25 protein-coding genes are annotated in these 24,801 nt (G+C 66.1%); 22 read left to right on the top strand and 3 right to left on the bottom strand.

The genetic code is table 11. The annotated features are described in order from the left end of the window. Window positions 1–137 precede the first annotated feature (137 nt). A complete protein-coding gene (locus AC3A6I_RS20440; RefSeq protein WP_487545724.1) occupies window positions 138–1,019 on the bottom strand; it encodes a DMT family transporter in 882 nt (293 codons plus the stop codon). A gap of 397 nt (window positions 1,020–1,416) precedes the next feature. Here AC3A6I_RS20440 and AC3A6I_RS20435 point away from each other — a divergent pair, with 397 nt between their 5' ends. The 3 genes from AC3A6I_RS20435 to AC3A6I_RS20425 all read left to right on the top strand — a co-directional run bounded on the left by AC3A6I_RS20435 (window position 1,417) and on the right by AC3A6I_RS20425 (window position 4,916). Continuing rightward, a complete protein-coding gene (locus AC3A6I_RS20435) occupies window positions 1,417–2,577 on the top strand; it encodes an NAD(P)-binding domain-containing protein (protein WP_487545723.1) in 1,161 nt (386 codons plus the stop codon). Between the two features lie 76 nt (window positions 2,578–2,653). After that, a complete protein-coding gene (locus AC3A6I_RS20430; protein ID WP_487545722.1) occupies window positions 2,654–3,400 on the top strand; it encodes an SDR family NAD(P)-dependent oxidoreductase in 747 nt (248 codons plus the stop codon). Between the two features lie 223 nt (window positions 3,401–3,623). After that, window positions 3,624–4,916 (top strand): Gfo/Idh/MocA family protein, encoded by a 1,293-nt coding sequence (locus tag AC3A6I_RS20425; RefSeq protein ID WP_487545721.1) that lies wholly within the window; start codon window positions 3,624–3,626, stop codon window positions 4,914–4,916. A gap of 159 nt (window positions 4,917–5,075) precedes the next feature. On the opposite strand, the gene phnF is transcribed toward AC3A6I_RS20425, so the two are convergent. Then, window positions 5,076–5,813, bottom strand: coding sequence for a phosphonate metabolism transcriptional regulator PhnF (gene phnF / locus AC3A6I_RS20420; protein ID WP_487545720.1), 738 nt, complete (start codon window positions 5,811–5,813; stop codon window positions 5,076–5,078). 66 nt (window positions 5,814–5,879) lie between these two features. On the opposite strand from phnF, the gene phnG reads away from it, so the two are divergent. The 14 genes from phnG to kynU all read left to right on the top strand — a co-directional run bounded on the left by phnG (window position 5,880) and on the right by kynU (window position 19,528). Continuing rightward, complete coding sequence (gene phnG, locus AC3A6I_RS20415) at window positions 5,880–6,341, top strand: phosphonate C-P lyase system protein PhnG (protein WP_487545818.1); 462 nt, start codon at window positions 5,880–5,882, stop codon at window positions 6,339–6,341. Then, entirely contained in the window at window positions 6,341–6,928 is a 588-nt protein-coding gene (phnH, locus tag AC3A6I_RS20410; RefSeq protein WP_487545719.1) for a phosphonate C-P lyase system protein PhnH, read from the top strand. Before phnG ends, phnH begins: the two co-directional genes overlap by 1 nt. Before the next feature lie 2 nt (window positions 6,929–6,930). After that, window positions 6,931–8,019, top strand: coding sequence for a carbon-phosphorus lyase complex subunit (locus AC3A6I_RS20405; protein ID WP_487545718.1), 1,089 nt, complete (start codon window positions 6,931–6,933; stop codon window positions 8,017–8,019). A 133-nt stretch (window positions 8,020–8,152) separates the two neighbouring features. Then, window positions 8,153–9,031 carry an alpha-D-ribose 1-methylphosphonate 5-phosphate C-P-lyase PhnJ gene (locus AC3A6I_RS20400; protein WP_487545717.1) on the top strand — a complete coding sequence of 293 codons (879 nt, stop codon included), beginning with the start codon at window positions 8,153–8,155 and terminating at the stop codon, window positions 9,029–9,031. Between the two features lie 148 nt (window positions 9,032–9,179). Then, complete coding sequence (gene phnK, locus AC3A6I_RS20395) at window positions 9,180–9,953, top strand: phosphonate C-P lyase system protein PhnK (RefSeq protein ID WP_487545716.1); 774 nt, start codon at window positions 9,180–9,182, stop codon at window positions 9,951–9,953. A 181-nt stretch (window positions 9,954–10,134) separates the two neighbouring features. Further along, window positions 10,135–10,839, top strand: coding sequence for a phosphonate C-P lyase system protein PhnL (phnL, locus tag AC3A6I_RS20390; RefSeq protein ID WP_487545715.1), 705 nt, complete (start codon window positions 10,135–10,137; stop codon window positions 10,837–10,839). Next, complete coding sequence (locus AC3A6I_RS20385; RefSeq protein WP_487545714.1) at window positions 10,836–11,447, top strand: LbetaH domain-containing protein; 612 nt, start codon at window positions 10,836–10,838, stop codon at window positions 11,445–11,447. Before phnL ends, AC3A6I_RS20385 begins: the two co-directional genes overlap by 4 nt. Window positions 11,448–11,554: 107 nt before the next feature. Then, window positions 11,555–12,142 carry an exopolysaccharide biosynthesis protein gene (locus AC3A6I_RS20380; protein ID WP_487545713.1) on the top strand — a complete coding sequence of 196 codons (588 nt, stop codon included), beginning with the start codon at window positions 11,555–11,557 and terminating at the stop codon, window positions 12,140–12,142. A 139-nt stretch (window positions 12,143–12,281) separates the two neighbouring features. Beyond that, window positions 12,282–13,154, top strand: a complete 873-nt coding sequence (gene phnC, locus AC3A6I_RS20375) for a phosphonate ABC transporter ATP-binding protein (protein WP_487545712.1) — start codon at window positions 12,282–12,284, stop codon at window positions 13,152–13,154. 97 nt (window positions 13,155–13,251) lie between these two features. Next, window positions 13,252–14,160: a phosphonate ABC transporter substrate-binding protein gene (phnD, locus tag AC3A6I_RS20370; protein ID WP_487545711.1), complete on the top strand. Its 909-nt coding sequence runs from the start codon at window positions 13,252–13,254 to the stop codon at window positions 14,158–14,160. Between the two features lie 72 nt (window positions 14,161–14,232). Next, a complete protein-coding gene (gene phnE / locus AC3A6I_RS20365; protein ID WP_487545710.1) occupies window positions 14,233–15,198 on the top strand; it encodes a phosphonate ABC transporter, permease protein PhnE in 966 nt (321 codons plus the stop codon). Continuing rightward, the gene (phnE, locus tag AC3A6I_RS20360; RefSeq protein ID WP_487545817.1) at window positions 15,195–16,547 is read left to right on the top strand and encodes a phosphonate ABC transporter, permease protein PhnE; all 1,353 of its coding nucleotides are present in this window, start codon (window positions 15,195–15,197) and stop codon (window positions 16,545–16,547) included. The genes phnE (AC3A6I_RS20365) and phnE (AC3A6I_RS20360) overlap by 4 nt, the downstream gene beginning before the upstream one ends. Before the next feature lie 637 nt (window positions 16,548–17,184). Then, window positions 17,185–18,225, top strand: a complete 1,041-nt coding sequence (locus AC3A6I_RS20355) for an ABC transporter ATP-binding protein (RefSeq protein ID WP_487545709.1) — start codon at window positions 17,185–17,187, stop codon at window positions 18,223–18,225. A gap of 82 nt (window positions 18,226–18,307) precedes the next feature. Continuing rightward, on the top strand, window positions 18,308–19,528 hold the full coding sequence (gene kynU / locus AC3A6I_RS20350; protein ID WP_487545708.1) for a kynureninase: 1,221 nt from the start codon (window positions 18,308–18,310) through the stop codon (window positions 19,526–19,528). A 60-nt stretch (window positions 19,529–19,588) separates the two neighbouring features. Here kynU and AC3A6I_RS20345 read toward each other — a convergent pair whose 3' ends face one another. Then, window positions 19,589–19,942: a hypothetical protein gene (locus AC3A6I_RS20345; RefSeq protein WP_487545707.1), complete on the bottom strand. Its 354-nt coding sequence runs from the start codon at window positions 19,940–19,942 to the stop codon at window positions 19,589–19,591. A 159-nt stretch (window positions 19,943–20,101) separates the two neighbouring features. Between AC3A6I_RS20345 and AC3A6I_RS20340 the strand changes: the two genes are divergently transcribed. The 5 genes from AC3A6I_RS20340 to AC3A6I_RS20320 all read left to right on the top strand — a co-directional run bounded on the left by AC3A6I_RS20340 (window position 20,102) and on the right by AC3A6I_RS20320 (window position 24,740). Beyond that, window positions 20,102–20,698 carry a chemoreceptor glutamine deamidase CheD gene (locus tag AC3A6I_RS20340; protein WP_487545706.1) on the top strand — a complete coding sequence of 199 codons (597 nt, stop codon included), beginning with the start codon at window positions 20,102–20,104 and terminating at the stop codon, window positions 20,696–20,698. A 179-nt stretch (window positions 20,699–20,877) separates the two neighbouring features. Further along, window positions 20,878–22,326 (top strand): methyl-accepting chemotaxis protein, encoded by a 1,449-nt coding sequence (locus AC3A6I_RS20335; protein ID WP_487545705.1) that lies wholly within the window; start codon window positions 20,878–20,880, stop codon window positions 22,324–22,326. A gap of 21 nt (window positions 22,327–22,347) precedes the next feature. Continuing rightward, the gene (locus AC3A6I_RS20330) at window positions 22,348–23,208 is read left to right on the top strand and encodes a CheR family methyltransferase (RefSeq protein ID WP_487545704.1); all 861 of its coding nucleotides are present in this window, start codon (window positions 22,348–22,350) and stop codon (window positions 23,206–23,208) included. After that, window positions 23,205–24,251, top strand: a complete 1,047-nt coding sequence (locus AC3A6I_RS20325) for a protein-glutamate methylesterase/protein-glutamine glutaminase (protein ID WP_487545703.1) — start codon at window positions 23,205–23,207, stop codon at window positions 24,249–24,251. The genes AC3A6I_RS20330 and AC3A6I_RS20325 overlap by 4 nt, the downstream gene beginning before the upstream one ends. Before the next feature lie 126 nt (window positions 24,252–24,377). Beyond that, window positions 24,378–24,740, top strand: a complete 363-nt coding sequence (locus tag AC3A6I_RS20320; RefSeq protein WP_487545702.1) for a response regulator — start codon at window positions 24,378–24,380, stop codon at window positions 24,738–24,740. The last annotated feature ends 61 nt before the right edge of the window (window positions 24,741–24,801 follow it).

Below are 24,801 nucleotides of genomic sequence, written 5' to 3'. Positions count from 1 at the left end.
GAGAAGCCTTCCATCAGCATAAGCGCTTGCAGCAACGCTCCCTCTCCCCCTTGGCGGGGGAGACGCGAGACTTACGAGCGTCAGCGAGTTAGTCGCAGCAGAGAGGGGGGCGATGGCAGGCACCAACCAAGCCCCCCTCAACTCATCTCCCGCGGCAGTTCCGCATCCTTGGGCGCCTGCTGCCGCAGCACCAGCAGCAGCCCGACCAGCGCGATCACCCCGCCGATCGCCATCTGCATGTCAAAGCTTTCGCCCAGCAGCAGCACGCCCATCACCACGGTCATCAGCGGCACCATAAGCCCGAGCGGAGCGATGAGGCTCGCCGGATAGCGCTGCAGCAGCCCGAGATAGAGCGTCGTCGCCAGGAGCGTCACGACGATGACCGAGAAGGCCAGCGCGGCAAAGAACGGCCAGCCCACCGCCCACGCCGCCTCCACCGGCGCGCCTTCGACCAGCAGCGAATAGGCGAGCAGCGGTCCGGCCGAAGCGGCCGCGGTCCAGGCCTGCATGGTCAGCGGCTTGATCGCGCCATAGCGCTTGAGCAGCACCGAGCCGAGCGCGATGGCGCCGGCCGAGATGAAGGCAAAGACCAGCCCGATGCTGATGCTGGCCCCGCCATCCCACATGACGAGAATCACCCCGCCCAGCGCCAGCGCGATGCCCACCAGCCGCATCGGGCCGATCTCCTCGCCCAGCAGCAATACGGACAGGATCGCAGTGATGGGGATCGCCATCTGCAACACGATCGAAACGCTGGAAGAACTGGCATTGGCCAGCCCCAGGAACATCAGCCCGAAATGCAGTGCCCCCATCAGCAGCCCGATGCCGATAATCGGCAGCAGCGGCCTGGGCAGTGGCCGGAACAGCGGCGACAGCACCACGGCGACGATGAGGAAGCGCGCCGCTGCATAAAAGATCGGTGGCACGTCGAAGCTCGAGAACAGCACTCGGCTGACGATGAGGTTCAGTGCCCAGATCAGGCACACGGCGGAGAACAGCAGCAGGTCGCGGGGGCGCATGGACAGCTCGGGGGAGGGGAGACGCGAACGCGTCACCATCGGCATGGCATGCTTGCCCCGATCTGCCAATGCCCCGTTTGCGCATTCAGGTCACGTCAATGACCGGTTCATCTTCGTATGGCCGGAAGGTCAGGGCTGCTGGCCCGTTCGACGTCGCCATCCCCACCAGCCCAAGATCGCCATCGCCGCAACCCCACGCGATCCGGCGGCTTGCCCGGACTTGTCCTCCTCGGCCGATAGCGGCCCAGACTCATGGGCGAAGCGGCGGAGGCAGGGAGAAAAATCGATGGTCAGCCCAGAACTGAACGAATGGCTGGTCTGCCGTTCACTCCGGCCGCGGCCGTTGCGCCGCGCCGGCCGGCATCCTACCTCTCTTGAGCATCGACCAGGACCCCCCATGGACGCCGCCGCCCCCACTCCCGCCAGTCCCTCGGCTGGCGTCGCCATCAAGACCGACATCCTCGTCATCGGCGCGGGGCAGGCCGGGTTGTCCTCGGCCTATCACCTGCAACAGCGCGGGCTCGAGGCCGGCCGCGGCTTCATCGTGCTCGATCAGTCGCCGCAGCCGGGCGGCGCCTGGCAGTATCGCTGGCCGTCGCTGACGCTCTCGACCGTCAACCGCGTGCACGACCTGCCCGGCATGGAGTTCTCCGAGGCGGTCGACACCTCGGCGCTCTCGGTCAAGGCGTCCACCGCCGTGCCCCGCTACTTTGCCGCCTATGAGGAGCGTTTCGGCCTCAATGTCTTTCGTCCGGTCAAGGTGCAGGTCGTCACCCGGCGCGGCGACCGCTTCCGCGTCGAGACCGACCGCGGCCTGTTTTCCGCCCGCGGCTTGATCAACGCCACCGGCACCTGGGAAACCCCGTTCATTCCGGACTATCCCGGCCGCGAGCTGTTCAAGGGCCGTCAGCTCCACACCCGCGATTACAAGTCAGCCGACGAGTTCGCCGGCCAGCACGTCATCATTGTGGGCGGCGGCATCTCGGCCGTGCAGCTGCTGAACGAGATCTCGCTCGTCACCACCACCACCTGGGTGACCCGGCGCGAGCCGCAGTGGCGCAACACGCCCTTCACCTCCGAGGATGGCCGCGCCGCGGTAAAGCTGGTCGAGGACCGGGTGCGCGCAGGCCTGCCGGCCAATTCGGTGGTCTCGGTCACCGGCCTGCCGCGCTCGCCAATGATCGAGGCGATGGAGGCGCGCGGCGTGCTGAAGCGCCTGCCCATGTTCACCGAGATCACGCCGACAGGCGTGCGCTGGGCCGACGGCACGGCGCAACGCGCCGACGTGATCCTGTGGTGCACGGGCTTTCGTTCCTCGCTCGATCACCTCGCCCCGCTGATGCTGCGGGAGCCCTCGGGCGGTATCCTGATGGGTGGCCGCCTCGCCACTCAGGTGGTGAAGGAGCCGCGCATCCATCTTGCCGGCTATGGGCCCTCCGCCTCCACCATCGGCGCCAACCGCGCCGGGTCGGCTGCCGCGGCCGAGCTGATGGCGACACTGGGGCTCGAGGCGGTGCCGTTCCGCTCCGCTGCGCCGGCGCAACAGGTCGCGCCCTAGAACCCTTTTCCTATGGAGAGCGGCTGCGGACGCTGCTACAGCGACTTGTAAGACAAATCAGCCTTCGGGGGAGCCCATGAACCAGATCGATCTCAACGGCCAGGTTGCCGTCATCACCGGCGGTGCCCAGGGCATCGGCTTTGCCATTGCCAGGCGCCTCGTCGCCTCGGGCGCCAAGGTCAGCCTGTGGGACATGAATGCCGAGCTGCTTGACAAGGCAACGGCCGAGCTCGGCGCTGCCGCTTCGAGCGTGGCGGTCAACATCACCGACTATAATGCGGTCACCGCCGCCGTGGCCAAGGTCGAAGCCGATCTCGGCAAGCTCGATATCCTCGTCCACTCGGCCGGCATTGCCGGCAAGAACGCCCCGCTCGACGAGTACGATCTCGACGAATGGCGCCGCGTCATCGACATCGACCTCAATGGCGCCTTCTACGTCAACCGCGCCGTGCTACCGGGCATGAAGGCCCGCAACTATGGCCGCATCGTCAACATCGCCTCGATCGCCGGCAAGGAAGGCAACCCGAACGCCGCCGCCTATGCCGCGGCCAAGGGCGGCGTCATTGCGATGACCAAGGCGGTCGGCAAGGAATGCGCGAAATACGATATCGCCATCAACGCCATCACCCCGGCCACTGCCAAGACCCGCATCCTCGACGAGCTCAAGCCCGAGTTCATCGACTACATGCTGAGCCGCATCCCGCGGGGCCGTTTCCTCGAGGTCGAGGAAGCCGCCAACATGGTGTCGTGGCTGGTCAGCAAGGAAAACAGCTTCACCACCGCCTCGGTGTTCGACCTGTCGGGCGGACGGGCGACGTACTGACCACCGCGCGTGCCCAAGCACGGAGTCATTCCCGCGAAAGCGGGAACCTCTGTTTGCGGCTCGCGGCCAAACGGAGATCCCCGCCTTCGCGGGGATGACCCAGTGGGTGGGAGAGTTGATGGGCGTACCGCCAAGGGCGTATTGCGAAGTAACCAGCCGGTGAATTAGCTTTGCTCGAGCCTGGCCGGAGGAGCCGGCGCGAACGGGACGAGGATCACCGCAAGTGAAGTATGCGATTGTCGGGACCGGCGGGCGTCACCAGATGTTCCGCCGCGCCATCACCGAGACCTATGACGCGGGCAACGAGCTCGTGGCGCTGTGCGACAGCAACGACAAGCGCCTGGCGCTGTCGGCCGGCAAAGTCCCGAAAAAGGGCAATGGCGTCGCCACTTACGCGCCGGCCGAGTTCGGCAGGATGATCGCCGAGCAGCAGCCCGACACGGTGATCGTCACCACGCCCGACTATCTCCATCACGAATATATCGTCGCCGCGCTCAAACAGGGCCGGCACGTGATGACCGAAAAGCCGATGACGGTCGATCTCGACAAGCTGCGCCAGATCCTCAACGCGCAGCAGGCGAGCGGCAAGAACGTCACAGTTACTTTCAACTACCGCTACACTCCGGCCCGCACCCAGCTGAAGGACCTGCTGATGAGCGGGGCGATCGGCGAGATCGAGGCGGTCGACTTCCGCTGGTATCTCGACCGCGTGCATGGCGCCGATTATTTCCGCCGCTGGCACCGCTACAAGGAAAAGTCCGGCGGGCTCCTCGTCCACAAGTCCACGCACCATTTCGACCTGATGAACTGGTGGGTCGCCTCGACCCCGAAAACCGTCAGCGCCAATGGCAAGCGGGTGTTCTACACCCCCGAAATGGCCGCCCAACTGGGCCTTGCCGACCACGGCGAGCGCTGCCACGACTGCCCGGTGTTCGAGCGTTGCGACTACCGGCTCGACCTCGAGACCGACCTGCCGCTGCGCGAGCTCTATCTCGAGGCCGAGGACGCCGACGGCTATTTCCGCGACCGCTGCGTGTTCGCCGACGACATCACCATCGAAGACACCATGCAGGTGCAGGTGCGCTACGCCAATGACGTGATGCTCAACTACACGCTATGCGCCTACTCCCCGTGGGAAGGCCTCGAAATCAAGTTCCACGGCACCAAGGGCGAGCTGACGCATCGCCACGTCGAAGTGCACGGCGTGTTCGGCGGCGTGCGCGACAAGTCGGCCGAGGAGAACATGACCACCACGCTCCACCTCCACGGCCAGCGCCCGCAGCAGCTCGATGTCTGGGCCGGCTCCGGCGACCATGGCGGCGCCGATCCGGTGATGCTGGGCTACCTGTTCGACCCCGAGCACATGGAAGCCGACCGTTACAACCGCGCCTCCACCTGGAAGGAAGGCGCCTGGTCCATCCTCACCGGCATCGCCGCCAACCAGGCGATCGCCACCGGGCAGACGGTGAATGTGGACGCCATGCTGGCTGAAGCCGGGATCGCGCTGCCGAGGTAGAAGGTCGCGAGAGACGGCCCCCTCCCGGCCTCCCCCATAAAGGGGGAGGTGAAGAGTAGAGGTTTTGGCTTCGATTGTGCCTCACGCACCGGCGGGGCACCTCCCCCTTCATGGGGGAGGATGGGAGGGGGTTGTCTGCTTCGGCTTGCCCGCCCGCCCCTAAACCACCAACTCCAGTCGATCCGCCGGGAACCGCGTCAGCATGGCGTGGATCGGCACGCCGTCCGCGTCCACGTCCACCGCGTCGGACACCAGCACGATCGAGCCGGGCGCGAGCTTCAGCAGTTGCGCCTCGTCGGCGGTCGCATGCCGCGCCGAGATACGGGTCGAAGCACGCGAATAGTCCTCGACGCCGAAGCGTTTCAACGACGCCGTCACCGAGCCGGTCTCGCGATAGGCGGCATCGATGCCCTTGAAGCGCTCTTCGGGATACCATCCCGTGGCGCGCGCCAGCGGGCGACCGTCGGCGTAGGACACGCTCTCATTGCGGATCAGCCGCGTGCCCGGCCTCACCGCCAGCGCCTGCGCCAGCCGGGCCGTGGCGCGCTCGATGCGGCTTGCCAGCAGTTCGCTCTTTCGCTCGCGCGTCTGGCCCGCCATGTTCTCGCCGAAGCGGGTGCGCCGGCCTACCGGGTAGCTCAGCCGGCGCGCCTCGGCGACGAAGGTGCCGCGGCCATGCTCGGCGCGCAGCACGCCTTCCTCGACCAGCACCGCGATCGCCCGCCGTACGGTGTGGCGGTTGACGCCGAAGCGCTCGGCCAGCGGCAACTCGCCATCCAGCTTATCCCCGCTCTCCAGTTTGCCGCCTACAATGTCGAGGCGGATCGCATCGGCGATCTGGCGCCATAGCGCGACGCCACCGGCGGGCTCGATTTCGGTGCGGCTCAAGATTGTCATTGCATCTTCATGGAGGCTGGGTAAGAGGGGCCGAAACGGATGTACTTGTCTAGTACACTATACAAGTTGGAGCAAGCCCCGATGCAGGACGCTGCAGCAAATCCCCGGCAGGAGGCGATGGCGGTCCTCAGCCACGCCGCGCCCGCCCGCCTCGCCGAGATCTGGTCCCAGTGGGCCGACAAGCCCGCCTTCCACAAGGTGCGCGGCCCCGAGACCGGGCTGGTGATGATCCGCGGCCGCGCCGGTGGCGGCGGCAACCCGTTCAACCTGGGCGAAGCGACGGTTACCCGCGCCACGGTGCGGCTCGAGACCGGCGAAGTCGGGCACAGCTATGCACTCGGTCGCGATGGCGAAAAGGCCACCATCTCGGCGGTGCTCGATGCACTGTTCCAGCGCGACCCGGCCAATGTCGAGGCGCAGGTGCTGGCCCCGCTGCGCGCCGCCCTCGCCGATGCCGACAAGCAACGTCGCGACGAGACGGCGGCCACCAAAGTCGATTTCTTCACCATGGTCCGGGGAGAGGATTGATGGAAACCATCGAAGGCGGTTTCGCCGACCTGGTGCTGGGCGCGCAGTCCGTGTTCCGCGCCATCATGGATAGCCTCGCCCGTCCGGGCAGCGTGCAGTCGATCGCATCGGACGCGGCCCCGCCGGCCCCGCTCACCCCCGAGCTCGGCGCCGTGGCTCTGACCCTGTGCGATCACGACACCCCGGTCTGGCTCGACCCCACGCTCGCCGCCAACCCGGCTGTCACCGGCTGGATCGCCTTCCACTGCGGCGCGCCGATCACCGCCAATCCGGCCGAAGCGCAGTTCGCGCTGGTCTCGGATGCCGCGCTGCTGCCGGTGCTAGATACCTTTGGGCAGGGGACGGACGAGTATCCGGACCGCTCGACCACCATCGTGCTCGCCGCCGGCTCCGCTACCCGTGCCGTCACGCTCAAGGGTCCCGGCATCAAGGACCAACTCAGCACTGCGCTGCCGCTCCCCGCCGGCGATTTCCTCGCGCAATGGGCCGAGAACCGCGAGCGCTTCCCGCGCGGCATCGACCTGCTGCTCGTCCGCGCCGGCACGGTTGTCGGCCTGCCGCGCACCACCCGCATTTCGGAGGCCTGAGCATGTATGTTGCCGTAAAGGGCGGCGAGGCCGCCATCGCCAATGCCCATCGCCTGCTTGCCGACCGTCGCCGCGGCGACCGCAATGTGCCGGCCCTGCGCCTCGACCAGATCATCGAGCAGCTTGGCCTCGCGGTCGATCGGGCCATGGGCGAGGGCTCGCTCTACGACAAGGAACTGGCGGCGCTGGCACTGATCCAGGCGCGTGGCGACCTGATCGAGGCCATCTTTCTCGTCCGCGCCTATCGAACCACGCTGCCGCGCTTCGGTTATTCGCGCCCGGTCGAGACAGCGGAAATGAAGATCGAGCGCCGCATCTCGGCGACGTTCAAGGATCTGCCGGGCGGCCAGCTGCTCGGCCCCACCTTCGACTACACGCACCGCCTGCTCGATCCCGCCATCGCCGAAGGCGGCGAGGTCGAGGGTCCGGCGGCCCGCGACAGCGAGCCGGAACAGGCGCCGCGCGTCACCGACCTCCTCGGCCACCGGGGCCTGATCGAGGACGACGTCAACGAGGTGCAGGACGAGATAGGCGATCTCACCCGCGAAGCCATGGAGTTTCCGCTGAGCCGCGACCGCCGGCTGCAGGCACTGGCGCGCGGCGACGAGGGCTTCCTCCTCGCGCTGGGGTACTCGACCCAGCGCGGCTATGGCCGGTCGCACCCGTTCGTGGGCGAAATTCGCATCGGCGAAGTCGAGGTCGAACTCGATGTCCCCGAACTCGGCTTTGCCGTCTCGCTCGGCCGCATCCGCGTCACCGAGTGCCAGATGGTCAACAAGTTCAAGGGCAATGCCAAGGTGCCGCCGCAGTTCACCCGCGGCTACGGGCTGGTGTTCGGCCAGGCCGAGCGCAAGGCCATGGCGATGTCGCTGTGCGACCGGTCACTCCGTGCCCGCGAGCTGGGCGAGGATGTGAACCACCCGGCGCAGGACGAGGAATTCGTCATCTCGCACTCGGACAACGTGCAGTCGACCGGCTTCGTCGAGCACCTCAAGCTGCCGCACTATGTCGATTTCCAGGGTGAACTCGGCCTGCTGCGCGAGATGCGCGCCGAGCACGAGGCGGAAGCCTATTCGGAGGCCGCCGAATGACTTTCCATCCGCACCGGGTCATTCCCGCGAAAGCGGGAACCTCCGTTTCCTTACTTCCCGCTCCGCAAACAGAGATTCCCGCTTTCGCGGGAATGACGCCGTGGCTGGACACAGGTGTCGAGGAGAACCGCAAGTGAACATCGCGACCTACAATTTCGCCTATCTCGACGAGCAGACCAAACGCATGATCCGGCGGGCCATCCTGAAGGCCGTGGCCATTCCCGGCTACCAGGTGCCGTTCGCCTCGCGCGAAATGCCCATGCCCTATGGCTGGGGCACCGGCGGCGTGCAGGTCACGGCCTCGATCATCGGGCCGTCCGATGTGCTCAAGGTCATCGACCAGGGCGCCGACGACACCACCAATGCCGTGTCGATCCGGGCCTTCTTCGCCAAGGTGGCCAATGTCGCGGTGACCACGCATACGCATGAAGCGTCTATCATCCAGACCCGCCACCGCATCCCGGAAGCCAAGCTCGGCGAGGGCCAGGTGCTGGTCTACCAGGTACCGATCCCCGAGCCCTTGCGCTTCCTTGAGCCGCGCGAAACCGAGACGCGCAAGATGCATGCGCTCGAAGAATACGGGCTGATGCACGTCAAGCTCTACGAGGATATCGCCAAGCACGGTCGCATCGCCACGACCTACGCCTATCCGGTCAAGGTCGAGGGCCGTTACGTGATGGATCCCTCGCCGACGCCGAAATTCGACAATCCCAAGATGCATATGTCGGAGGCGCTGCAGCTGTTCGGCGCCGGCCGCGAAAAGCGCATCTACGCCGTGCCGCCCTATACCGAGGTGGTGAGCCTCGATTTCGAGGACCACCCGTTCGAAATCCAGCATTTCGAGGAGCCGTGCGCGCTCTGCGGCGCCACCGGCGTCTATCTCGACGAGGTCATCCTCGATGACCAGGGCGGGCACATGTTCGTCTGTTCCGACACCGACAATTGCGAGGATCGCCGCGCGCATGGCCATCGCGGCAAGCTCGCCGGCCACGCATTGGAGGCGGCGGAATGAGCTTCCCCGGATCGTGCGGCTCATCGCCTCCCTCCCCCTTGCGGGGAGGGAACGAGGGTGGGGGTGGTGCAGCGAGCCACCGATGGACCCCCACCCCCCGCCCCTCCCCGCAAGGGGGAGGGGAGCCCCACAATGGCGGAGTGCTGAAATGAACGAACCGCTGCTGCGCGTCAGCAACCTCACCAAGTACTACGGCTCGCGCCTCGGCTGCGCCGATGTCTCGTTCGAGCTCTGGCCGGGCGAAGTGCTGGCCATTGTCGGCGAAAGCGGCTCGGGCAAGACGACGCTGCTCAACATCCTCTCGACGCGCCTCGAGCCGAGCTCCGGCGTCGCCGAGTACCGAATGCGCGACGAAGTCTGGCGCAATCTCTACGACCTCAGCGAAGCCGAGCGCCGCTTCCTGATGCGCACCGACTGGGGCTTTGTGCACCAGAACCCGGCCGACGGCCTGCGCATGACCGTCTCGGCCGGCGCCAATGTCGGCGAACGCATGATGGCGGTCGGTGACCGGCATTATGGCCATATCCGCTCGACCGCGATCGAGTGGCTGGGCCGCGTCGAGATTGCCGAGGATCGTGTCGACGATGAGCCGCGCGCCTTCTCCGGCGGCATGCGCCAGCGCCTGCAGATTGCCCGCAACCTCGTCACCCACCCGCGGCTCGTGTTCATGGACGAGCCGACCGGCGGCCTCGACGTCTCGGTGCAGGCCCGCCTGCTCGACCTGATCCGCGGCCTTGTTTCCGATCTCGGGCTGTCGGCCATCATCGTCACCCACGATCTCGCCGTGGCGCGCCTCCTCAGCCACCGGATGATGGTGATGAAGGACGGCTACGTGATCGAGCACGGCCTCACCGACCGCGTCCTTGACGATCCGCGCGAGCCCTACACCCAGCTGCTCGTCAGCTCGATTCTGCAGGTGTGACGGTGGGTGCTGTGCCCTCCAACCCCTCACCCGTCTCGGCCGTTGGCCGATCCACCCTCTCCCCGACGGGGAGAGGAACAACGTGCCCCGATCGTGCCGCAGCGTGTTCTTCTCCCCGTCGGGGAGAAGGTGGCGCGCAGCGCCGGATGAGGGGTTGTGGCAACTAACTCGGAGCTACTCGATGACCCCCCTCCTCACTGTCCGCGACGTCGCGAAATCCTTCACCATGCACCTGCGCGACGGCATCGTGCTGCCGGTTGTCTCCGACGTGGCCTTCGAGGTTAATGCCGGCGAGTGCGTCGTGCTCGGCGGCCCCTCGGGCGCCGGCAAGTCGTCGCTCCTCAAGATGGTCTACGGCAATTACGGCGTCGATCAGGGCTCGATCAGCCTCATCCATCACGGCCAGCCGGTCGATCTCGCCACCGCATCCCCCCGCACCGTGCTGGAATTGCGCCGCGACAGCATCGGCTATGTCAGCCAGTTCCTCCGCACCGTGCCGCGCGTCACGACCGTCGATGTCGTGGCCGAGCCGCTGGTCAGCCGCGGCGTCTCGCGTGACGAAGCCACCGACAAGGCCCGGGCGCTGCTCGCCCGCGTCAACCTGCCGGAGCGGCTGTGGTCGCTGCCGCCTGCCACCTTCTCGGGCGGCGAGCAGCAGCGCGTGAACATCGCGCGCGGCTTCATCACCCACCACCCGGTGCTGCTGCTCGACGAGCCGACCGCTTCGCTCGATGCGGTCAACCGCGCCGTAGTGGTTGAGATGATCGCCGAAAAGAAGGGGGCAGGGGTGGCCCTGCTCGGTATCTTCCATGACGAGGAAGTCCGCGCCCAGGTGGCCGACCGCACCGTCGACGTCACCCTGTTTGCTGCAAGGAAAGCCGCATGAAGCGCCTGTCGGAGACCCCCTCCATCCACGCTACCGCCAGCGTGAAGAACAGCCAGCTCGGCAGATACACCGAGGTCGGGGCCGAGTGCCACGTCCACAACTCGACGATGGACGACTATTCCTATTGCGTCGGCGGCACCCAGATCGCGTACGCAACGATCGGCAAGTTCGCCAACATCGCCGCCAATGTGCGCATCTATGCGTCCAAGCACCCGATGCAGCGCGCCTCGCTGCACCACTTCACCTATCGCTCGGCCATGTATTTCGAGGGCGAGGAGGATGATGCGGAGTTCTTCGCCTGGCGCGAAAGCAACTCGATCGAGATCGGCCACGACACCTGGATCGGCCATGGCGCCGTGATCATGCCCGGGGTGAAGGTCGGCAACGGCGCCATCATCGGCTCCAATGCGGTGGTCACCAAGGACGTCGCCGATTTCGCCATTGCCGTCGGCGTCCCCGCCAAACCCATCCGCCAGCGCTTCCCCGACGCCATCGCCGATCGCCTCACTGCGCTCGCCTGGTGGGACTGGAGCCACGAGCAACTGCGCTCCGCGCTGCCCGATTTCCGCGCGCTCGGCATCGAAGCCTTCCTCGAAAAGTACGAGTAGCGGCGGCGATCGCGCGGCTCCGCGTCGCAGTCCCGCTCGGAAAATTGCGTTGCCGTCAGTCGGAGGACGCCGCTAAGAAGGCGCCCCTCGCACAGATGGACCATTGATTGACCGACGAACCCGACCCGACCCTCGCCGAGCTTGTCGACAGGATTGCCGAACGGGTCGATGCCGGTGAAGGCGTGTCGGTAAGCACCATCCAGCAGATTGCGGGCAAGCGCTTCGCCGGGCCGCTGCTGTTCTTTCCTGCGATGATTGTCGTGTCGCCACTGAGCCTGATCCCGACCCTGCCGACCCTGACGGCGATCACCGTGGTCATCGTCGCGGCGCAGCTGCTTGCCGGAGCCCGCACGATCTGGCTACCGAGCCGGATCAGGGTGGCGTCCCTGTCGCCCGAGCGGTCGAAGAAGGTCATCGATTTTCTGCGGCCCTGGCTGCTGCGCATTGGAAAACTGACCAAGCCGCGGCTGACGTTTTTGGTAGATGGCATCGGCACCCGGCTGGCGGCGCTGGCTGCCATTCTCGTGGCCGCCACGATGCCGCCGCTCGAGTTCTTCCCGGGCGCCTCGACCTCCGCCGGGCTGGTCATCGGGGCGCTGGGGCTCGCGATAACGACCCGGGACGGTGCACTTCTGCTCGCCGCGATATCGATTCCGGTGGTGCTGGCCGTCGCGATCTTCCTGATATTTTTCTGAACTATCACGATAGATCAGTCGGTTAGCTCGTGCACCGGCATGGGTTGTCCACCGTCACACAAGCGTCATCCAACCTTCATGCTGACGTAGCGTGGCGGTTCTAGGTGTCGCTCCCGTTGCCAAACGGGGTGCAGGCCGCATGCTGAAGATTTCCAACGTGACGCGGCGCTTCGGCGCGAAGGTCGCGGTCGAGGGCGTCAATCTGGAGATCCCCGCCGGCCAGATGGTCGGTATCATCGGCCGGTCAGGCGCCGGCAAGTCGACCCTGCTGCGCATGATCAACCGTCTCGCCGACGTGTCGGAAGGCACGATCGAGTTCAACGGCGTGCCGGTGTCTTCGCTGCGCGGGCAGGCGCTGCGCGACTGGCAGCGCGACTGCGCCATGATCTTCCAGCAGTTCAACCTCGTGCCGCGCCTCGACGTCATCACCAACGTGATGCTCGGCCGGCTCAACCACCGCAACACCGTGCTCAACCTGCTGCAGATCTTCTCCGAGCAGGAGCAGCTGATGGCGCTCAAGGCGCTCGAGCGGCTCGACATCGCACAGACCGCCAGCCAATGGGCGCAGACGCTTTCGGGCGGCCAGCAGCAGCGCGTCGCCATCGCCCGCGCCCTGATGCAGGAACCCAAGGTGATCCTCGCCGACGAGCCGATCGCCTCGCTCGATCCGCGCAACGCCAAGATCGTGATGGACTCGCTGGCCGCGATCAACGAGGAGCAGGGCATTACCGTCATCACCAACCTCCACACCCTCGATACGGCGCGCGCCTATTGCGAGCGCATCATCGGCATGGCGGCGGGCAAGGTGGTGTTCGACGGCACGCCGGAAGAGCTCACTACCGAGGTCGCGCGCGAGCTCTACGGCGCCGACGGCCTCGAGGAGGCCTTCTCCGAGGAGATGACCTCGACCAGCCTCGAGAGCATCGTTCCGCACAAGAAGAAGAAGAAGCACGCCGACATGCCGCGCGGAGCCATGGACGCTCCGCTGGCCCCGGCCAGCCTTCCCAACTGACCAGTTTTTCGAGTTTCCGCTCCTGTCGGCCAGCCGCCTGCTCGCGCGGCGGCCGGCAGGCGGCGGAAAGCCAATCGCGTCACCAAAGGAGACTTCCATGTCCGCGATCCGCAAAGTCCTGATGGCTTCCGTCGCCGTCACCATGTCCTCGGCGGCTTTCGCCCAGGACGTGACCGCCCTCCGCATCGGCCTCGACGGCGGCGAGAACGAGTCCGACCAGCTGCGTCGTACCGAGTGCGTCATCGAGCCGCTGAAGGCCGCGACCGGCGTGTCGGAAGTCCAGCTGTTCCCCTCGCCCGACTATAACGGCGTGATCCAGGGACTGCTCGGCGGTACCATCGATATCGCCATCATGGGCGCCTCGTCCTATGCCGCGATCTACCTGCAGGATCCGGAAGCCGTCGACCCGGTGCTGACCACCCAGCAGGAAGACGGCTCGACCGGCTACCACTCGATCATGGTTGCCCGTGCCGACTCGGGTATCACCGACCTCGCTTCGACCAAGGGCAAGAAGCTCGGATTTGCCGACCCGGACTCGACCTCGGGCTACCTCGTGCCGAACGTGTCGCTCCCGGCCGACATCGGCGCTCCGATCGCCGAATTCTACGCTGAGACCGGCTTCGGCGGCGGTCACGAGAACCTGGTTCTCGGTGTGCTCGACGGCACCTGGGACGTGGGCACCACCTTCGGATCGGGCCAGGGCGAGTTCTCCGAGGGCTACACCTCGGGCAACCTGCGCATCATGGTCGACAAGGGCATGCTCGACATGGACGACCTCGTCGAAGTGTGGCAGTCGCCGATCATCCCGAACGGCCCGCTGATGGTCTCGAACAAGCTGCCGGCCGATATGAAGGAGAAGGTGACCGCCTTCTTCAAGGCCCTGCCCGAGACCGATTTCGAGTGCTTCGATGCCTTCACCGCCGGCGGCTACACCAACTTCGTCGACGCCGACCAGGCCATGTACCAGACCATCATCGACGCCCGTAAGTCGGTGATCGGCGGCTGATCCCTTCCGTCCGTGATCTTTGCGGCGGCGCCCCCGGGGTGCCGCCGTTCTCTTAAGCAGGAGCCGCCGCGCATGGCCCACACGGTCAATGACCTTCGACCGCAATCGGAAGCCGTTTTCAGGCACTATGTCTCGCAGGTGCGGACCCGGCGCCTCTATACCGTGATCGTGCTGGTGGTGTTCGCCATCGTGCTGGGCGCCTCGCTGAACTTCGCCAACGCGGCCAACTCGGGCAAGTTCTTTGAACGCCTGCCCTACATGTTCGATTTCCTGCAGCACTTCGTGCCGAACGATCCGTTCGAGATCTTTCGCGCCATGTTCGACCTGCCGAGCCCCTACGCGGATGGCTCGCAGAAGTTCGACTACATCTCCGAGCGGCTCTACATCACCGAGACGCTCTACATTCCGCATTTCATTTACCAGCTGATGATCACGGTGAACGTGGCGATCGTCTCCACCATCATCGGCGGCACGATCGCGTTCTGCCTGTGCTTTTTCGCGGCCACCAATCTCGTCGGCGCCGGCGTGGTGCGCTTCTTCGTGCGGCGGATCATGGAAATCCTGCGCGCCTTCCCCGAGATCGTGATCGCGGGCCTGCTGACCGCCGTCCTCTCGATCGGCCCGATCGCCGCGATCTTCGCGGTGTCGCTGCACACCATCGGCGCGCTCGGAAAGCTGTTCTTCGAAGTGGTCGAGAATGCCGACATGAAGCCCGACGAGGGGCTCCGGGCGGTCGGCAGTACCTGGCTCGAGCGCGTGCGCTACGGCATGCTGCCGCAGGTCCTGCCCAACTTCGTTTCCTACGGGCTGCTGCGGCTCGAGATCAACGTGCGTGCCTCCACCATCATCGGCGCGGTCGGTGGCGGCGGCATCGGCGAGGCGTTCCGCCTGTCGATCGGCCGGGACCATGCCGCCAAGACCTACGCCATCATCATCCTGCTGCTGGTGACCATCATCATCGTCGACCAGTTTTCGGGCTGGCTGCGGCGGCGGCTGGTGGGCAAGGCAGCGTTCGAACTCGGACGGGGAGCCGCCTGATGAGCCAGCTGTCAATCAGCGCCGACGAGCGCGCCCGTCTGCTCGCGCAGTATCCCGAGAGCTTCAAGCGGTCGTTCCTGCAGCGCTGGGGCCTGTTGATCGGGGCTGCCGCCACGCTGGCCTATCTCGCCTTCTGCTTCGTCTTCTTCAACGTCGGGCCGACATTCGAGAACGGCAAGTGGGACCGCGCCGCCATCTATGTGCAGGACTGGTACAGCTGGCGCGCCCAGCCGCGCCTGCGCTTCGGCGACGACGGCAGCGTCACCCCGCAATGGTCGAGCCGCGGCCAATATGCCGAAGGCGCCGAGATCGACTGGCTGACCTCCAATGCCGACGGTTCGTACACCGTGACCTATAATGGCGACGGCAACCGGCTCGAGGTGACCCCCACGCTCGTCACCGCCTATGTCGATGGAGTGGCTCATCCGATCACCATCGTTCCGGGCATGGTGACGGCGCCGGCCGGCGTGCCGGCCGCCATCGAGCAGGACGGGGCGAAGGTGCTCGTGAACTACGGCTTTGCCGGGCAGGCCGAGATCCGCGACAAGCAGGTCTACGTGCAGCGCCGGTTCATGGGCTGGGCCAACTTCCTGTTCGATCCCAAGTCGGTGTTCTGGCACAAGCCGTTCACCGAACTGGTCGGCCTCGCCTTCTCTTCGGACCGGCTCGACCCCGCGATGTCGAACGCCCAGCTCATGCTGCGCGATTTCCTCGGCAACCGGTCGTGGCAGCATGGCGACATCTTCAGCAAGCTGCTGCAGACGCTGGTGATGGCCTTCGTCGGCACGCTGCTGGCAACGCTCGTGGCCTTTCCACTGGCCTTCATCGCGGCGCGCAACATCACGCAGAGCCGGCCGGCCAACTGGCTGATGAAGCGACTGTTCGACTTCATCCGCTCCATCGACATGCTGATCTGGGCGCTGTTCTTCACCCGCGGCTTCGGTCCCGGACCGATCCCCGGCATCGCGGCGATCTTCTTCACCGACGCCGGTGCGCTCGGAAAGGTCTATTCCGAAGCGCTCGAGAATGTCGACGACAGGCAGCGCGAGGGGGTGAAGTCCGTCGGCGCCTCGCCGGCGACGGTCAACCGCTACGGGGTCGTGCCCCAGGTGCTGCCGGTCTTCATCTCGCAATCGCTGTATTTTTGGGAAAGCAATACGCGCTCAGCCACGGTCATCGGCGCGGTCGGCGCCGGCGGCATCGGCCTCAAGTTGCTGGAAGCCATGGGCACCAACCAGGACTGGGACAAGGTCGCCTACATGGTCCTGCTGATCCTCTTGGTCGTGTTCGTCTTCGACAACATTTCGAACGCCATCCGTTCACGGCTGATCGGACCGGCAGCGCACTAGGCCCAGGCACGGGCCTCTCCGTGATCCTCCCCCGCGGGCGGGGGAGGGGGGACCAGCGAAGCTGGTGGAGGGGCCGGCCAAAGGCCCGAAGCCGGCGCGCTTGGTTGTCCCGTACGCCTCCCACCCGGTGGCACGCTCGATGCCTCCCGCCCCCCTCTCTGCTGCGACTAACTCGCTACGCTCGTAAGTCTCGCGTCTCCCCCGCCAAGGGGGAGAGGGTGCGTTTCACACACGCCGATGCATGCGGTGATCTTCTCCCCCTAGGCGGGGGAGAAAGCGAAAACTTGGATCTTAGCGCAGCTAAGTCCTTAGTTTTCGCAAGAGAGGGGGTCCTGGAGGGCACCGGCGCGCCACAATCTTATCCCCGCCCCCTCCACCCCACCTTATCTTCCACCCACTTCCCCGCGCGGGACGGGTCGCAAGGAACGGCTGCGGGAAGGTGAGCGGATGCCGCAAACCTCCGGCGCCCGTGGCGGCGGATGCATCGGCGCAGCTGTCACGCCAAGAGCTAATACGAAAGTATATGTCTTTGCATAGACTTTAGTAGTAGGTCTGCCGTTCCTGCCTTGACGCTCCCGTCGCTCGCCCGGATGTTGCGCATACCAAGCGGACGATCCGCAACAGGGAAGGGGAGCTCATGGCGAGCGTCAACATCAACAAGGCCGGCAAGCACTACGGCAGCTTCGAAGCGCTGAAGGGCGTGTCGTTCGACATCGAGGACGGCGAGTTCGTCGTGATGGTCGGCCCGTCGGGCTGCGGCAAGTCCACGCTGCTGCGCATGATCGCCGGCCTCGAGGAAATCACCTCGGGCGAGATCTCGATCGGGCCGCGCGTCGTCAACGACCTGCCGCCCAAGGAACGCGACATCGCGATGGTGTTCCAGAACTACGCGCTCTACCCGCACATGACGGTGGCGCAGAACATGGGCTTCTCGCTCAAGCTCAAGGGCGTGCCCAAGACCGAGATCAAGCAGAAGGTCGACCGCGCCGCTCAGATCCTTGGCCTCGAGAAGCTGCTCGACCGCCAGCCGCGCCAGCTCTCGGGCGGTCAGCGCCAGCGCGTCGCTATGGGCCGCGCCATCGTGCGCGATCCGCAGGTCTTCCTGTTCGACGAGCCGCTGTCCAACCTTGATGCCAAGCTGCGCGTGCAGATGCGCTCCGAGATCAAGGAACTGCACCAGCGGCTCAAGACCACCACCATCTACGTGACCCACGACCAGGTCGAAGCCATGACCATGGCCGACAAGATCGTGGTCATGCGCGACGGCGTCATCGAGCAGATGGGCTCGCCGCTCGATCTCTACGATCGCCCGAACAACCTGTTCGTCGCGGGCTTCATCGGTTCGCCGTCGATGAACTTCATCGAAGGTTCGGTGCAGAACGGCGTGTTCACCACCAAGGACGGGATTGCGCTGCCGGCCGTGAACCCGCCGGCCAACGCCACGACCTACGGCATCCGTCCCGAGCACCTGCACCTCGCCGACGACGGCATCGACATCGAGGTCGTCGTGCTCGAGCCGACCGGCTCGGAAACGCAGGTCGTGGGCCGCCTCGGTTCGCAGACCATCACCGGCATCTTCCGCGAGCGCGTCAACGTGGCGCCCGGCACCAAGATCAAGGTGAAGCCCGACATGTCGGTGGTCCACCTGTTCGACAAGGACGGCAAGCGCGCCAACTGATCGCGCCCACGCCGAATGATCGAAGGCCGCTGCCCGCTGCAGCGGCCTTTCGCTTTTCCGGGCCACCGGCTAGAGCGATGCGATGACCGATCCAGCCGTGCTCGACGCCGTAGACCCGCTCGCCTCGCGCCGCGACCAGTTCGCGCTGCCCGACGGCGTGATCTATCTCGACGGCAATTCGCTGGGCGCGTTGCCGAAAGCCGTGCCGTTGCGCATGGCCGAGGTGGTGGCGACGCAATGGGGCGACGGGCTCATCCGCAGCTGGAACACGCATGACTGGATCGACCTGCCCGGTCGGCTCGGAGACCGCATAGCGCGGCTGATCGGCGCCGCGCCCGGCACGGTCACGGTGGCGGATTCCACCTCGATCAACCTGTTCAAGGCGCTGGTCACCGCCCTGCGCCTGCGGCCCGATCGGCGGGTCATCCTGTCGGAAAAGCGCAACTTCCCGACCGACGCCTATATCGCGGCCGGCGTCGCCGATCTGCTCGGACAGGGGCACGAACTCAGGCTGGTCGAGGCCGAAGAACTGGCGGCGGCGCTGACCGACGACGTTGCCGTGCTAATGCTCACCGAGGTGAATTACCGCACCGGCGCCCGCCTCGATATGCCCGTACTCACCGCGGCGGCGCATAATGTCGGCGCGCTGACGGTATGGGACCTGGCGCATTCAGCCGGGGCCTTCCCGGTCGACCTGGCTGGAGCGGAGACGGACTTCGCGGTGGGCTGCGGCTACAAATATCTGAACGGCGGTCCGGGCGCTCCCGCCTTCGTCTATGCCGCGCCGCGCCATCTCGCCGGGCTCCGCCAGCCTCTCACCGGCTGGCTCGGCCATGCCGCCCCGTTCAGCTTCGCCGAGACCTACCGGCCGGCCGAGGGGATCGCGGCCATGCGCGTCGGCACCCCGCCGATCCTCTCCATGTCGGCGCTGGATGCGGCGCTCGACGCCTTCGACGGTGTCGATCTCGCGGCCGTGCGCGCCAAGGCCGACCGGCTGTTCGAGCTCTTCACCGGTGAGGTCGCCCGCCTTGCGCCGGAGCTCGAACTCCTGACGCCGAGCGATCCCTCAAGGCGCGGCACGCAGGTATCGCTGCGTCATCCGCAAGCCTATGCGGTGATGCAGGCGCTGATCGCGCGTGGCGTCATCGGCGATTTCCGCGAACCCGACATCCTGCGCTTCGGCCTGACGCCGCTCTATCTGCGCTTTGCCGATGTGGCAGAGGCTGCCGCGATCCTGGGCGACATCCTCGCCACGCGCGGCTGGGACCGGCGGGAGTTCCGGCAGCGGAACAAGGTCGTCTAGGGTTTGATGGTCGCGCCGTCGAACAGGAAAAGTCTGCGACTTTTCCTGACGACGTTCCGCCTAGAACAGCTCGACTTCGCCGTGCGTGCCGTAGGCGGCACTGCCCGAGAGGGCCGGCACGCGGAGCTCGTCGAGCACCAGGTTCGACCAGATCTCGTCGTAGACATGACTCGGCGTGTTGGGCGGCAGCAGCTCGAACTGGCGCACGGCGAGCGCCATGTTGCGGCAACGCTGCTCGATGCGGTCCTGTCCCTGCAGCGCATGCACGATGATGCGGGCGGCTTGGGCGCGGGCCTCGTCGGCATCGAGGCTCTTGTCGGTGAGCAGCGTCAGGGCTTCGGCAACGCCATCGACCATCGCCGCCGTCTGGCGCGCCGTTTCGTCAAGCTCGCGCGCGAGCCGCTGCAGTGCCATTGGAACCGAACCCCGAATAACAGCCTCAAGCTAGCGGCTATATCTGAATCGGTCCTTAGAGCTGAACCGTCGGCCACAGGGGGTGGCGCTCTTGGTTAGCGCTTCACTAACGATTTGACGATAACGATGACATCACCAAGTTATCCGGGTTTTCGTGCCATGGTGTTTCCGAATTCGCTGCCACCCGAATTCGACCGGGGCGCAGTGACCACGGTGCACCAGGGGGATTGTCTCGTATCGGCGGATGCGGGCCTCACCTTCGCCACCGTGCTCGGCAGCTGCGTTTCAGCCTGCGTCCGCGATCGCGTCGCCAATGTCGGCGGCATGAACCATTTCCTGCTCGCCGAGCAGTCCGCCTCCGCGCAGGATCGCTACGGGGCCTCGGCCCGCTATGGCGCCTTCGCCATGGAGCAGCTGATCAACAAGGTGCTCACCCGGGGCACCGGCAAGAAGGCCAATCTCGAGATCAAGGTGTTTGGCGGTGGCAAGATCAACGGCGCACTCGACGATATCGGTATGAAGAATATCGAGTTCGTGCGCGAGTTCCTCGCCAATGAAGGCTATGCGCTCAGCAAGGAAGACCTGGGCGGCTCCTATGCGCGGCGCGTGATGTTCAAGCCGCACTCGGGGCGTGCCTTCGTCAAGCGGCTGGATAACGCCGCCAATGCCTCCATTGCGCGTGAAGAACTGGCCGTGGCCGCAAGCCGCCGCAGTGTTGCGGCCCGGCAAATAGTCGACGACATCGAGCTCTTCTAGCCGCCACGGCATTACCGAGACCTTACCCGACGGCTGGCAAGTATAGATTTGATTAACCATTCCGGACCTAGGGTCGGACGACGGGCCTGGGGAGGCCCGCCGGGGCTCGGTGATTCGTGCAGCGCTTGCGCTTGGCACTCTTCGTCAATTCATGCTGGCTTGTCGCAGTGGGCATTGCTGTGGCAAGCGCGCTGCTATTCGGGCTCGCCACAGCGCTGGCGATCGGTGCCGCAGCCGCGATTGCGGCCATCGTCGCCACCCTCATCATCGGCCGCAACGCCGATCGCCGCGAGCAGGCACGCCTTGCCACGATCGGCGAGGCCGTCGGCGTACCGCACGGTGCGGCCGTCAACATCGAGGCGATCGTGCAGAGCCTCGTTGCCCGGCTCGATCGCGCCTATAATTTCAAGGCGGCCTTCACGAGCCTGCGCCAGCCGGTGGCGCTGGTCGGCACCAGCGGCGAGATCCTCGGCGCCAGTAGCGGGCTCATCGCCGTCGAGCCGGCGGCGGAAGAGGGCGGCCTGATCATCGACGTGTTGGGCGGCTCGGTGCTGCTCGACGACATGGCCGAGGAAAGCATCGTCACCATCGCCGGGCGGCGTTATGTCAGCGAGCGGCGCGAGGTCGGCGGCGGCCGCGCCGTGCTCGAGTTCAGCCCCTCCGGTCATCACATCGACGACGACGATTTCGAGGCCTTCGTCACCGCGCTCAGCAACGGCCGCACTGGTTTCCGCTTCGACGACTGGGGCATGCGGCACTCACCGGCGCTGAAGGCGCTGGGCGGCGCGCTCGAAACCTTCGACCATAGCGTGCACGCCATCGGGCAATTGCTGCGCGGCGAGGACGTCGATGCGCTGCTGCTGAGGGGCGCGGAAGGACTCGGGCCCGAGCTCAGGCAGTTCGCCACCGACCTCTCGATCATCATCGATGAGCGCAACGAAGCGCTGGCGGCGCGGGAGCATCTCGAGGCCAAGATGGAGGCGATCCTGCGCGCCATCGATCGCTACCGCGCCAGCGTCACCAGCCTCGCCGAGCTCGCCGACCAGAGCCGCGCCGGTCTCAGCGCTGCCTCGAGCGCCATCGAGAAGGGACGCGGCAAGACCGCATCCGTGCGGGTGCTGGAGCGGCAGGCCGTCGCCATGGCGACCGATGCGGCGCTGGCGCTGCAGCGCACCAGCAGCACGGTCGGCGGGCTCGAGGCCTCGACCGTCCAGATCGACAAGATGGTCAACGCCATCGAAGATGTGAGTTTTCGCACCAACCTCCTCGCCCTCAATGCGGCAGTCGAAGCCGCGCGGGCAGGCGAGAAAGGCGCAGGCTTCGCCGTGGTCGCCAGCGAAGTGCGCACCTTGGCGCAGGCGACGCAGCAGGCAGCACGCGAAATCCGCACGCTGGTCGGCAGTTCCCGCACCCAGGCCGGCGCCTCGCTCGCGGAAGCCGAAGGGCTCAACAAAATTCTCTCCGGGCTCGGTCGCCATTTAGAGAATCTAAGCAATGAGACCGACATGATCGCAGGCGCACTGGACGAAGGCAGCGGAGCCATCGCCCGGCTCGATGGCAGCGTCGCGGCCGTCGGTTCCGAGGCGGCACGGGCATTGCAGCTGCCGGCGCGCCGGCGTCAGGCCTAGAACGGGCCTTTTGGGGGCGACATGGAGCAGGGCGAGTTTGCCCTAAGCGAACGCGAGTTCAGCCGGGTGAAAGCCCGCGTCTACAGGCAGGCCGGTATCTCGCTGTCCGACGCCAAGCGTACCCTGGTGGTTTCGCGGCTCGGCAAGCTGGTGCGGGCGCTGGAGCTCGGTTCCTTCGACGATTACCTCGATTTTCTCGAACGGCAGGGCAGTCCCGCCGATGCGCAGGATTTCGTCAACGCGCTCACCACCAACCTCACGCGCTTCTGGCGCGAGGATCACCATTTCACGCACCTGCAAACCTATGTCGGCGACCTGATGCGGCGCGGCTCGCGCTCGGCCGGGCTCCGGCCGCGGCTGCGCATCTGGTCGGCGGGTTGCTCCACGGGGCAGGAGGCCTACACCATTGCGCTCAGCCTGCTCTCGGCTTTTCCCGAACTCAAACGCTGGGATTTCCGCATCCTTGCCACCGATATCGACACCAATGTCATCGCCAAGGCCGAGGCCGGCGTCTATCCCGAGAACGAGCTCAACGGGCTGACCCCCGATCGCGCCGCGCTGTTCGAGCCGGCCGGTCCGGGCCAGATCCGCGTCCCGCTCGCGGCACGCGAGATCGTCTCGTTCAAGCCGCTGAACCTCATCGCCAGCCCGTGGCCGATGAAGGGGCCGTTCGACGCCATCTTCTGCCGGAACGTCGCGATCTATTTCGACAAGCAGACCCAGGGCGAGCTGTTCGGCCGGCTGGGCGGCATGCTCGCGCCCGAGGGCTTTCTCTATATCGGGCACTCGGAAAACCTCGGTGCCGGCGGGGCCAGCTTCAAGCTGGTCGGCAAGACCATCTACCGGGCGCGTGCGCCGCAAAAGGCAAGGAACGCAGCATGAGCATCAGGGTGCTGGTGGTCGATGATTCCGCCCTCATTCGCGAGGTGCTGGCGCGCACATTGGGCCGCGACGGCGACATCGCGGTGGTCGGTGTCGCCGAGGACCCGATCGAGGCGCGCGCCAAGGTCAAGGACCTCAATCCGGACGTCGTTACGCTCGATATCGAGATGCCCAACATGAACGGGCTCCAGTTCCTCGACAAGCTGATGCGGCTGCATCCGCTGCCCGTGGTGATGGTCTCGACCCTCACCACCAAGGGCGCGAGCGAGACGCTGCTGGCGCTCGAGCTGGGTGCCGTCGATTTCGTGGCCAAGCCAAATGCGACGCTCTCGGGCGGGCTCGAAGCGTTCGGCGAGAACCTGCGCCAGAAGGTACGGGCCGCCGCCAATTCAGACGTCAAGGGCCGCGCCCTGCGGGCTCCCGCCGCACAGGTGCCGGTGCGCACCGCCGCCGCGCCAGCGGGCGCGCTCATTGCCATCGGCGCCTCCACCGGCGGGGTCGAGGCGATCCGTGTCGTGCTCAGCCAGATGCCTGCCGATTGTCCGCCCATCGTCATCGCTCAGCACATGCCGGCGGGCTTTACCTCGCGCTTTGCCGGCCGGCTCGACGAGCTGACCGAGCTTACGGTCCGCGAAGCCGAGGATCGCCTGCCGCTGCTGCCCGGACACGCCTATGTGGCGCGCGGCGACCACCATCTGCGGGTCGAGCGCAGCTCGGGCCAGCTCAAGTGCCGCGTGACCCAGGACGAGCTGACCTCCGGTCACCGTCCCAGCGTCGATGTACTGTTCGAATCCGTCGCCCGGTGCGTCGGTCCGATGGCGGTCGGCGCCATCCTCACCGGTATGGGGCGCGACGGCGCGCGCGGGCTGAAGCTGATGCGCGATGCCGGCGCCTATACGGTCGGCCAGAGTCAGGCTTCGGCGCTGGTCTACGGCATGCCGCGCGTCGCGTTCGAGGAAGGCGCGGTGATCGACCAGGCCCCGGTGGAAGCCATTGCGGCGCGGCTCGCGGCGGCGCTCACCCGGCTCAAATCCGCAGCATAACGCGGCTTTGGATTGAAGGTTTGGTAACGGAATGTGCCTAGGTTTTCGGCATACGCAACCCGGGCGTATTTCGGGCAGCTAGAAGGCGTTCAGCGTACCATGCCGAAGGCAAGTGCAATCAATGTCATGATTGTGGATGACCAGCAGTCGATGCGCGGCATCTGCAAGTATATTCTCAACCAGCTGGGCTTTACCAACGTCATCGAGGCCAAATCCGGCCGCGATGCGCTCGGCAAGCTGGAAAAGAGCCCGGTCGACCTGATCATCTCCGACTGGAACATGGAAGACATTGACGGGCTGACGCTGCTGCGCGTCATCCGCAAGCACCCGAAGACGCAGTCTATGCCCTTCATCATGGCTACCGGCCGCTCCGACAAGGAGCAGGTGAAGGAAGCCATCTCCTCGGGCGTCAACAACTACATCATCAAGCCGTTCGATGCCTCGACCATGAAGAAGCGCATCGAAGCCGTAATCGGCGTGCTGTCCTAAGGCTTGGCGCCGCCGATGTCAGACGGCCGCCTCCGGGCGGCTTATTTTCATGTCGCCTGAA

The organism is Devosia sp. Soil_C_22 (genome assembly GCF_057657195.1).
Note: the sequence above shows the minus strand (reverse complement) of the source record. Positions and strands in the feature narration are given on the sequence as shown.

Excerpts from the sequence above, each read along its gene's own strand:
- AC3A6I_RS20440 (WP_487545724.1), bottom strand. The coding sequence starts at position 1,019 with ATGCGCCCCCGCGACCTGCTGCTGTTCTCCGCCGTGTGCCTGATCTGG.
- AC3A6I_RS20435 (WP_487545723.1), top strand. The coding sequence starts at position 1,417 with ATGGACGCCGCCGCCCCCACTCCCGCCAGTCCCTCGGCTGGCGTCGCC.
- AC3A6I_RS20430 (WP_487545722.1), top strand. The coding sequence starts at position 2,654 with ATGAACCAGATCGATCTCAACGGCCAGGTTGCCGTCATCACCGGCGGT.
- phnF (WP_487545720.1), bottom strand. The coding sequence starts at position 5,813 with ATGACAATCTTGAGCCGCACCGAAATCGAGCCCGCCGGTGGCGTCGCG.
- phnH (WP_487545719.1), top strand. The coding sequence starts at position 6,341 with ATGGAAACCATCGAAGGCGGTTTCGCCGACCTGGTGCTGGGCGCGCAG.
- AC3A6I_RS20405 (WP_487545718.1), top strand. The coding sequence starts at position 6,931 with ATGTATGTTGCCGTAAAGGGCGGCGAGGCCGCCATCGCCAATGCCCAT.
- phnK (WP_487545716.1), top strand. The coding sequence starts at position 9,180 with ATGAACGAACCGCTGCTGCGCGTCAGCAACCTCACCAAGTACTACGGC.
- phnL (WP_487545715.1), top strand. The coding sequence starts at position 10,135 with ATGACCCCCCTCCTCACTGTCCGCGACGTCGCGAAATCCTTCACCATG.
- AC3A6I_RS20385 (WP_487545714.1), top strand. The coding sequence starts at position 10,836 with ATGAAGCGCCTGTCGGAGACCCCCTCCATCCACGCTACCGCCAGCGTG.
- phnC (WP_487545712.1), top strand. The coding sequence starts at position 12,282 with ATGCTGAAGATTTCCAACGTGACGCGGCGCTTCGGCGCGAAGGTCGCG.
- phnD (WP_487545711.1), top strand. The coding sequence starts at position 13,252 with ATGTCCGCGATCCGCAAAGTCCTGATGGCTTCCGTCGCCGTCACCATG.
- phnE (WP_487545710.1), top strand. The coding sequence starts at position 14,233 with ATGGCCCACACGGTCAATGACCTTCGACCGCAATCGGAAGCCGTTTTC.
- AC3A6I_RS20355 (WP_487545709.1), top strand. The coding sequence starts at position 17,185 with ATGGCGAGCGTCAACATCAACAAGGCCGGCAAGCACTACGGCAGCTTC.
- kynU (WP_487545708.1), top strand. The coding sequence starts at position 18,308 with ATGACCGATCCAGCCGTGCTCGACGCCGTAGACCCGCTCGCCTCGCGC.
- AC3A6I_RS20345 (WP_487545707.1), bottom strand. The coding sequence starts at position 19,942 with ATGGCACTGCAGCGGCTCGCGCGCGAGCTTGACGAAACGGCGCGCCAG.
- AC3A6I_RS20340 (WP_487545706.1), top strand. The coding sequence starts at position 20,102 with ATGGTGTTTCCGAATTCGCTGCCACCCGAATTCGACCGGGGCGCAGTG.
- AC3A6I_RS20330 (WP_487545704.1), top strand. The coding sequence starts at position 22,348 with ATGGAGCAGGGCGAGTTTGCCCTAAGCGAACGCGAGTTCAGCCGGGTG.
- AC3A6I_RS20325 (WP_487545703.1), top strand. The coding sequence starts at position 23,205 with ATGAGCATCAGGGTGCTGGTGGTCGATGATTCCGCCCTCATTCGCGAG.
- AC3A6I_RS20320 (WP_487545702.1), top strand. The coding sequence starts at position 24,378 with ATGATTGTGGATGACCAGCAGTCGATGCGCGGCATCTGCAAGTATATT.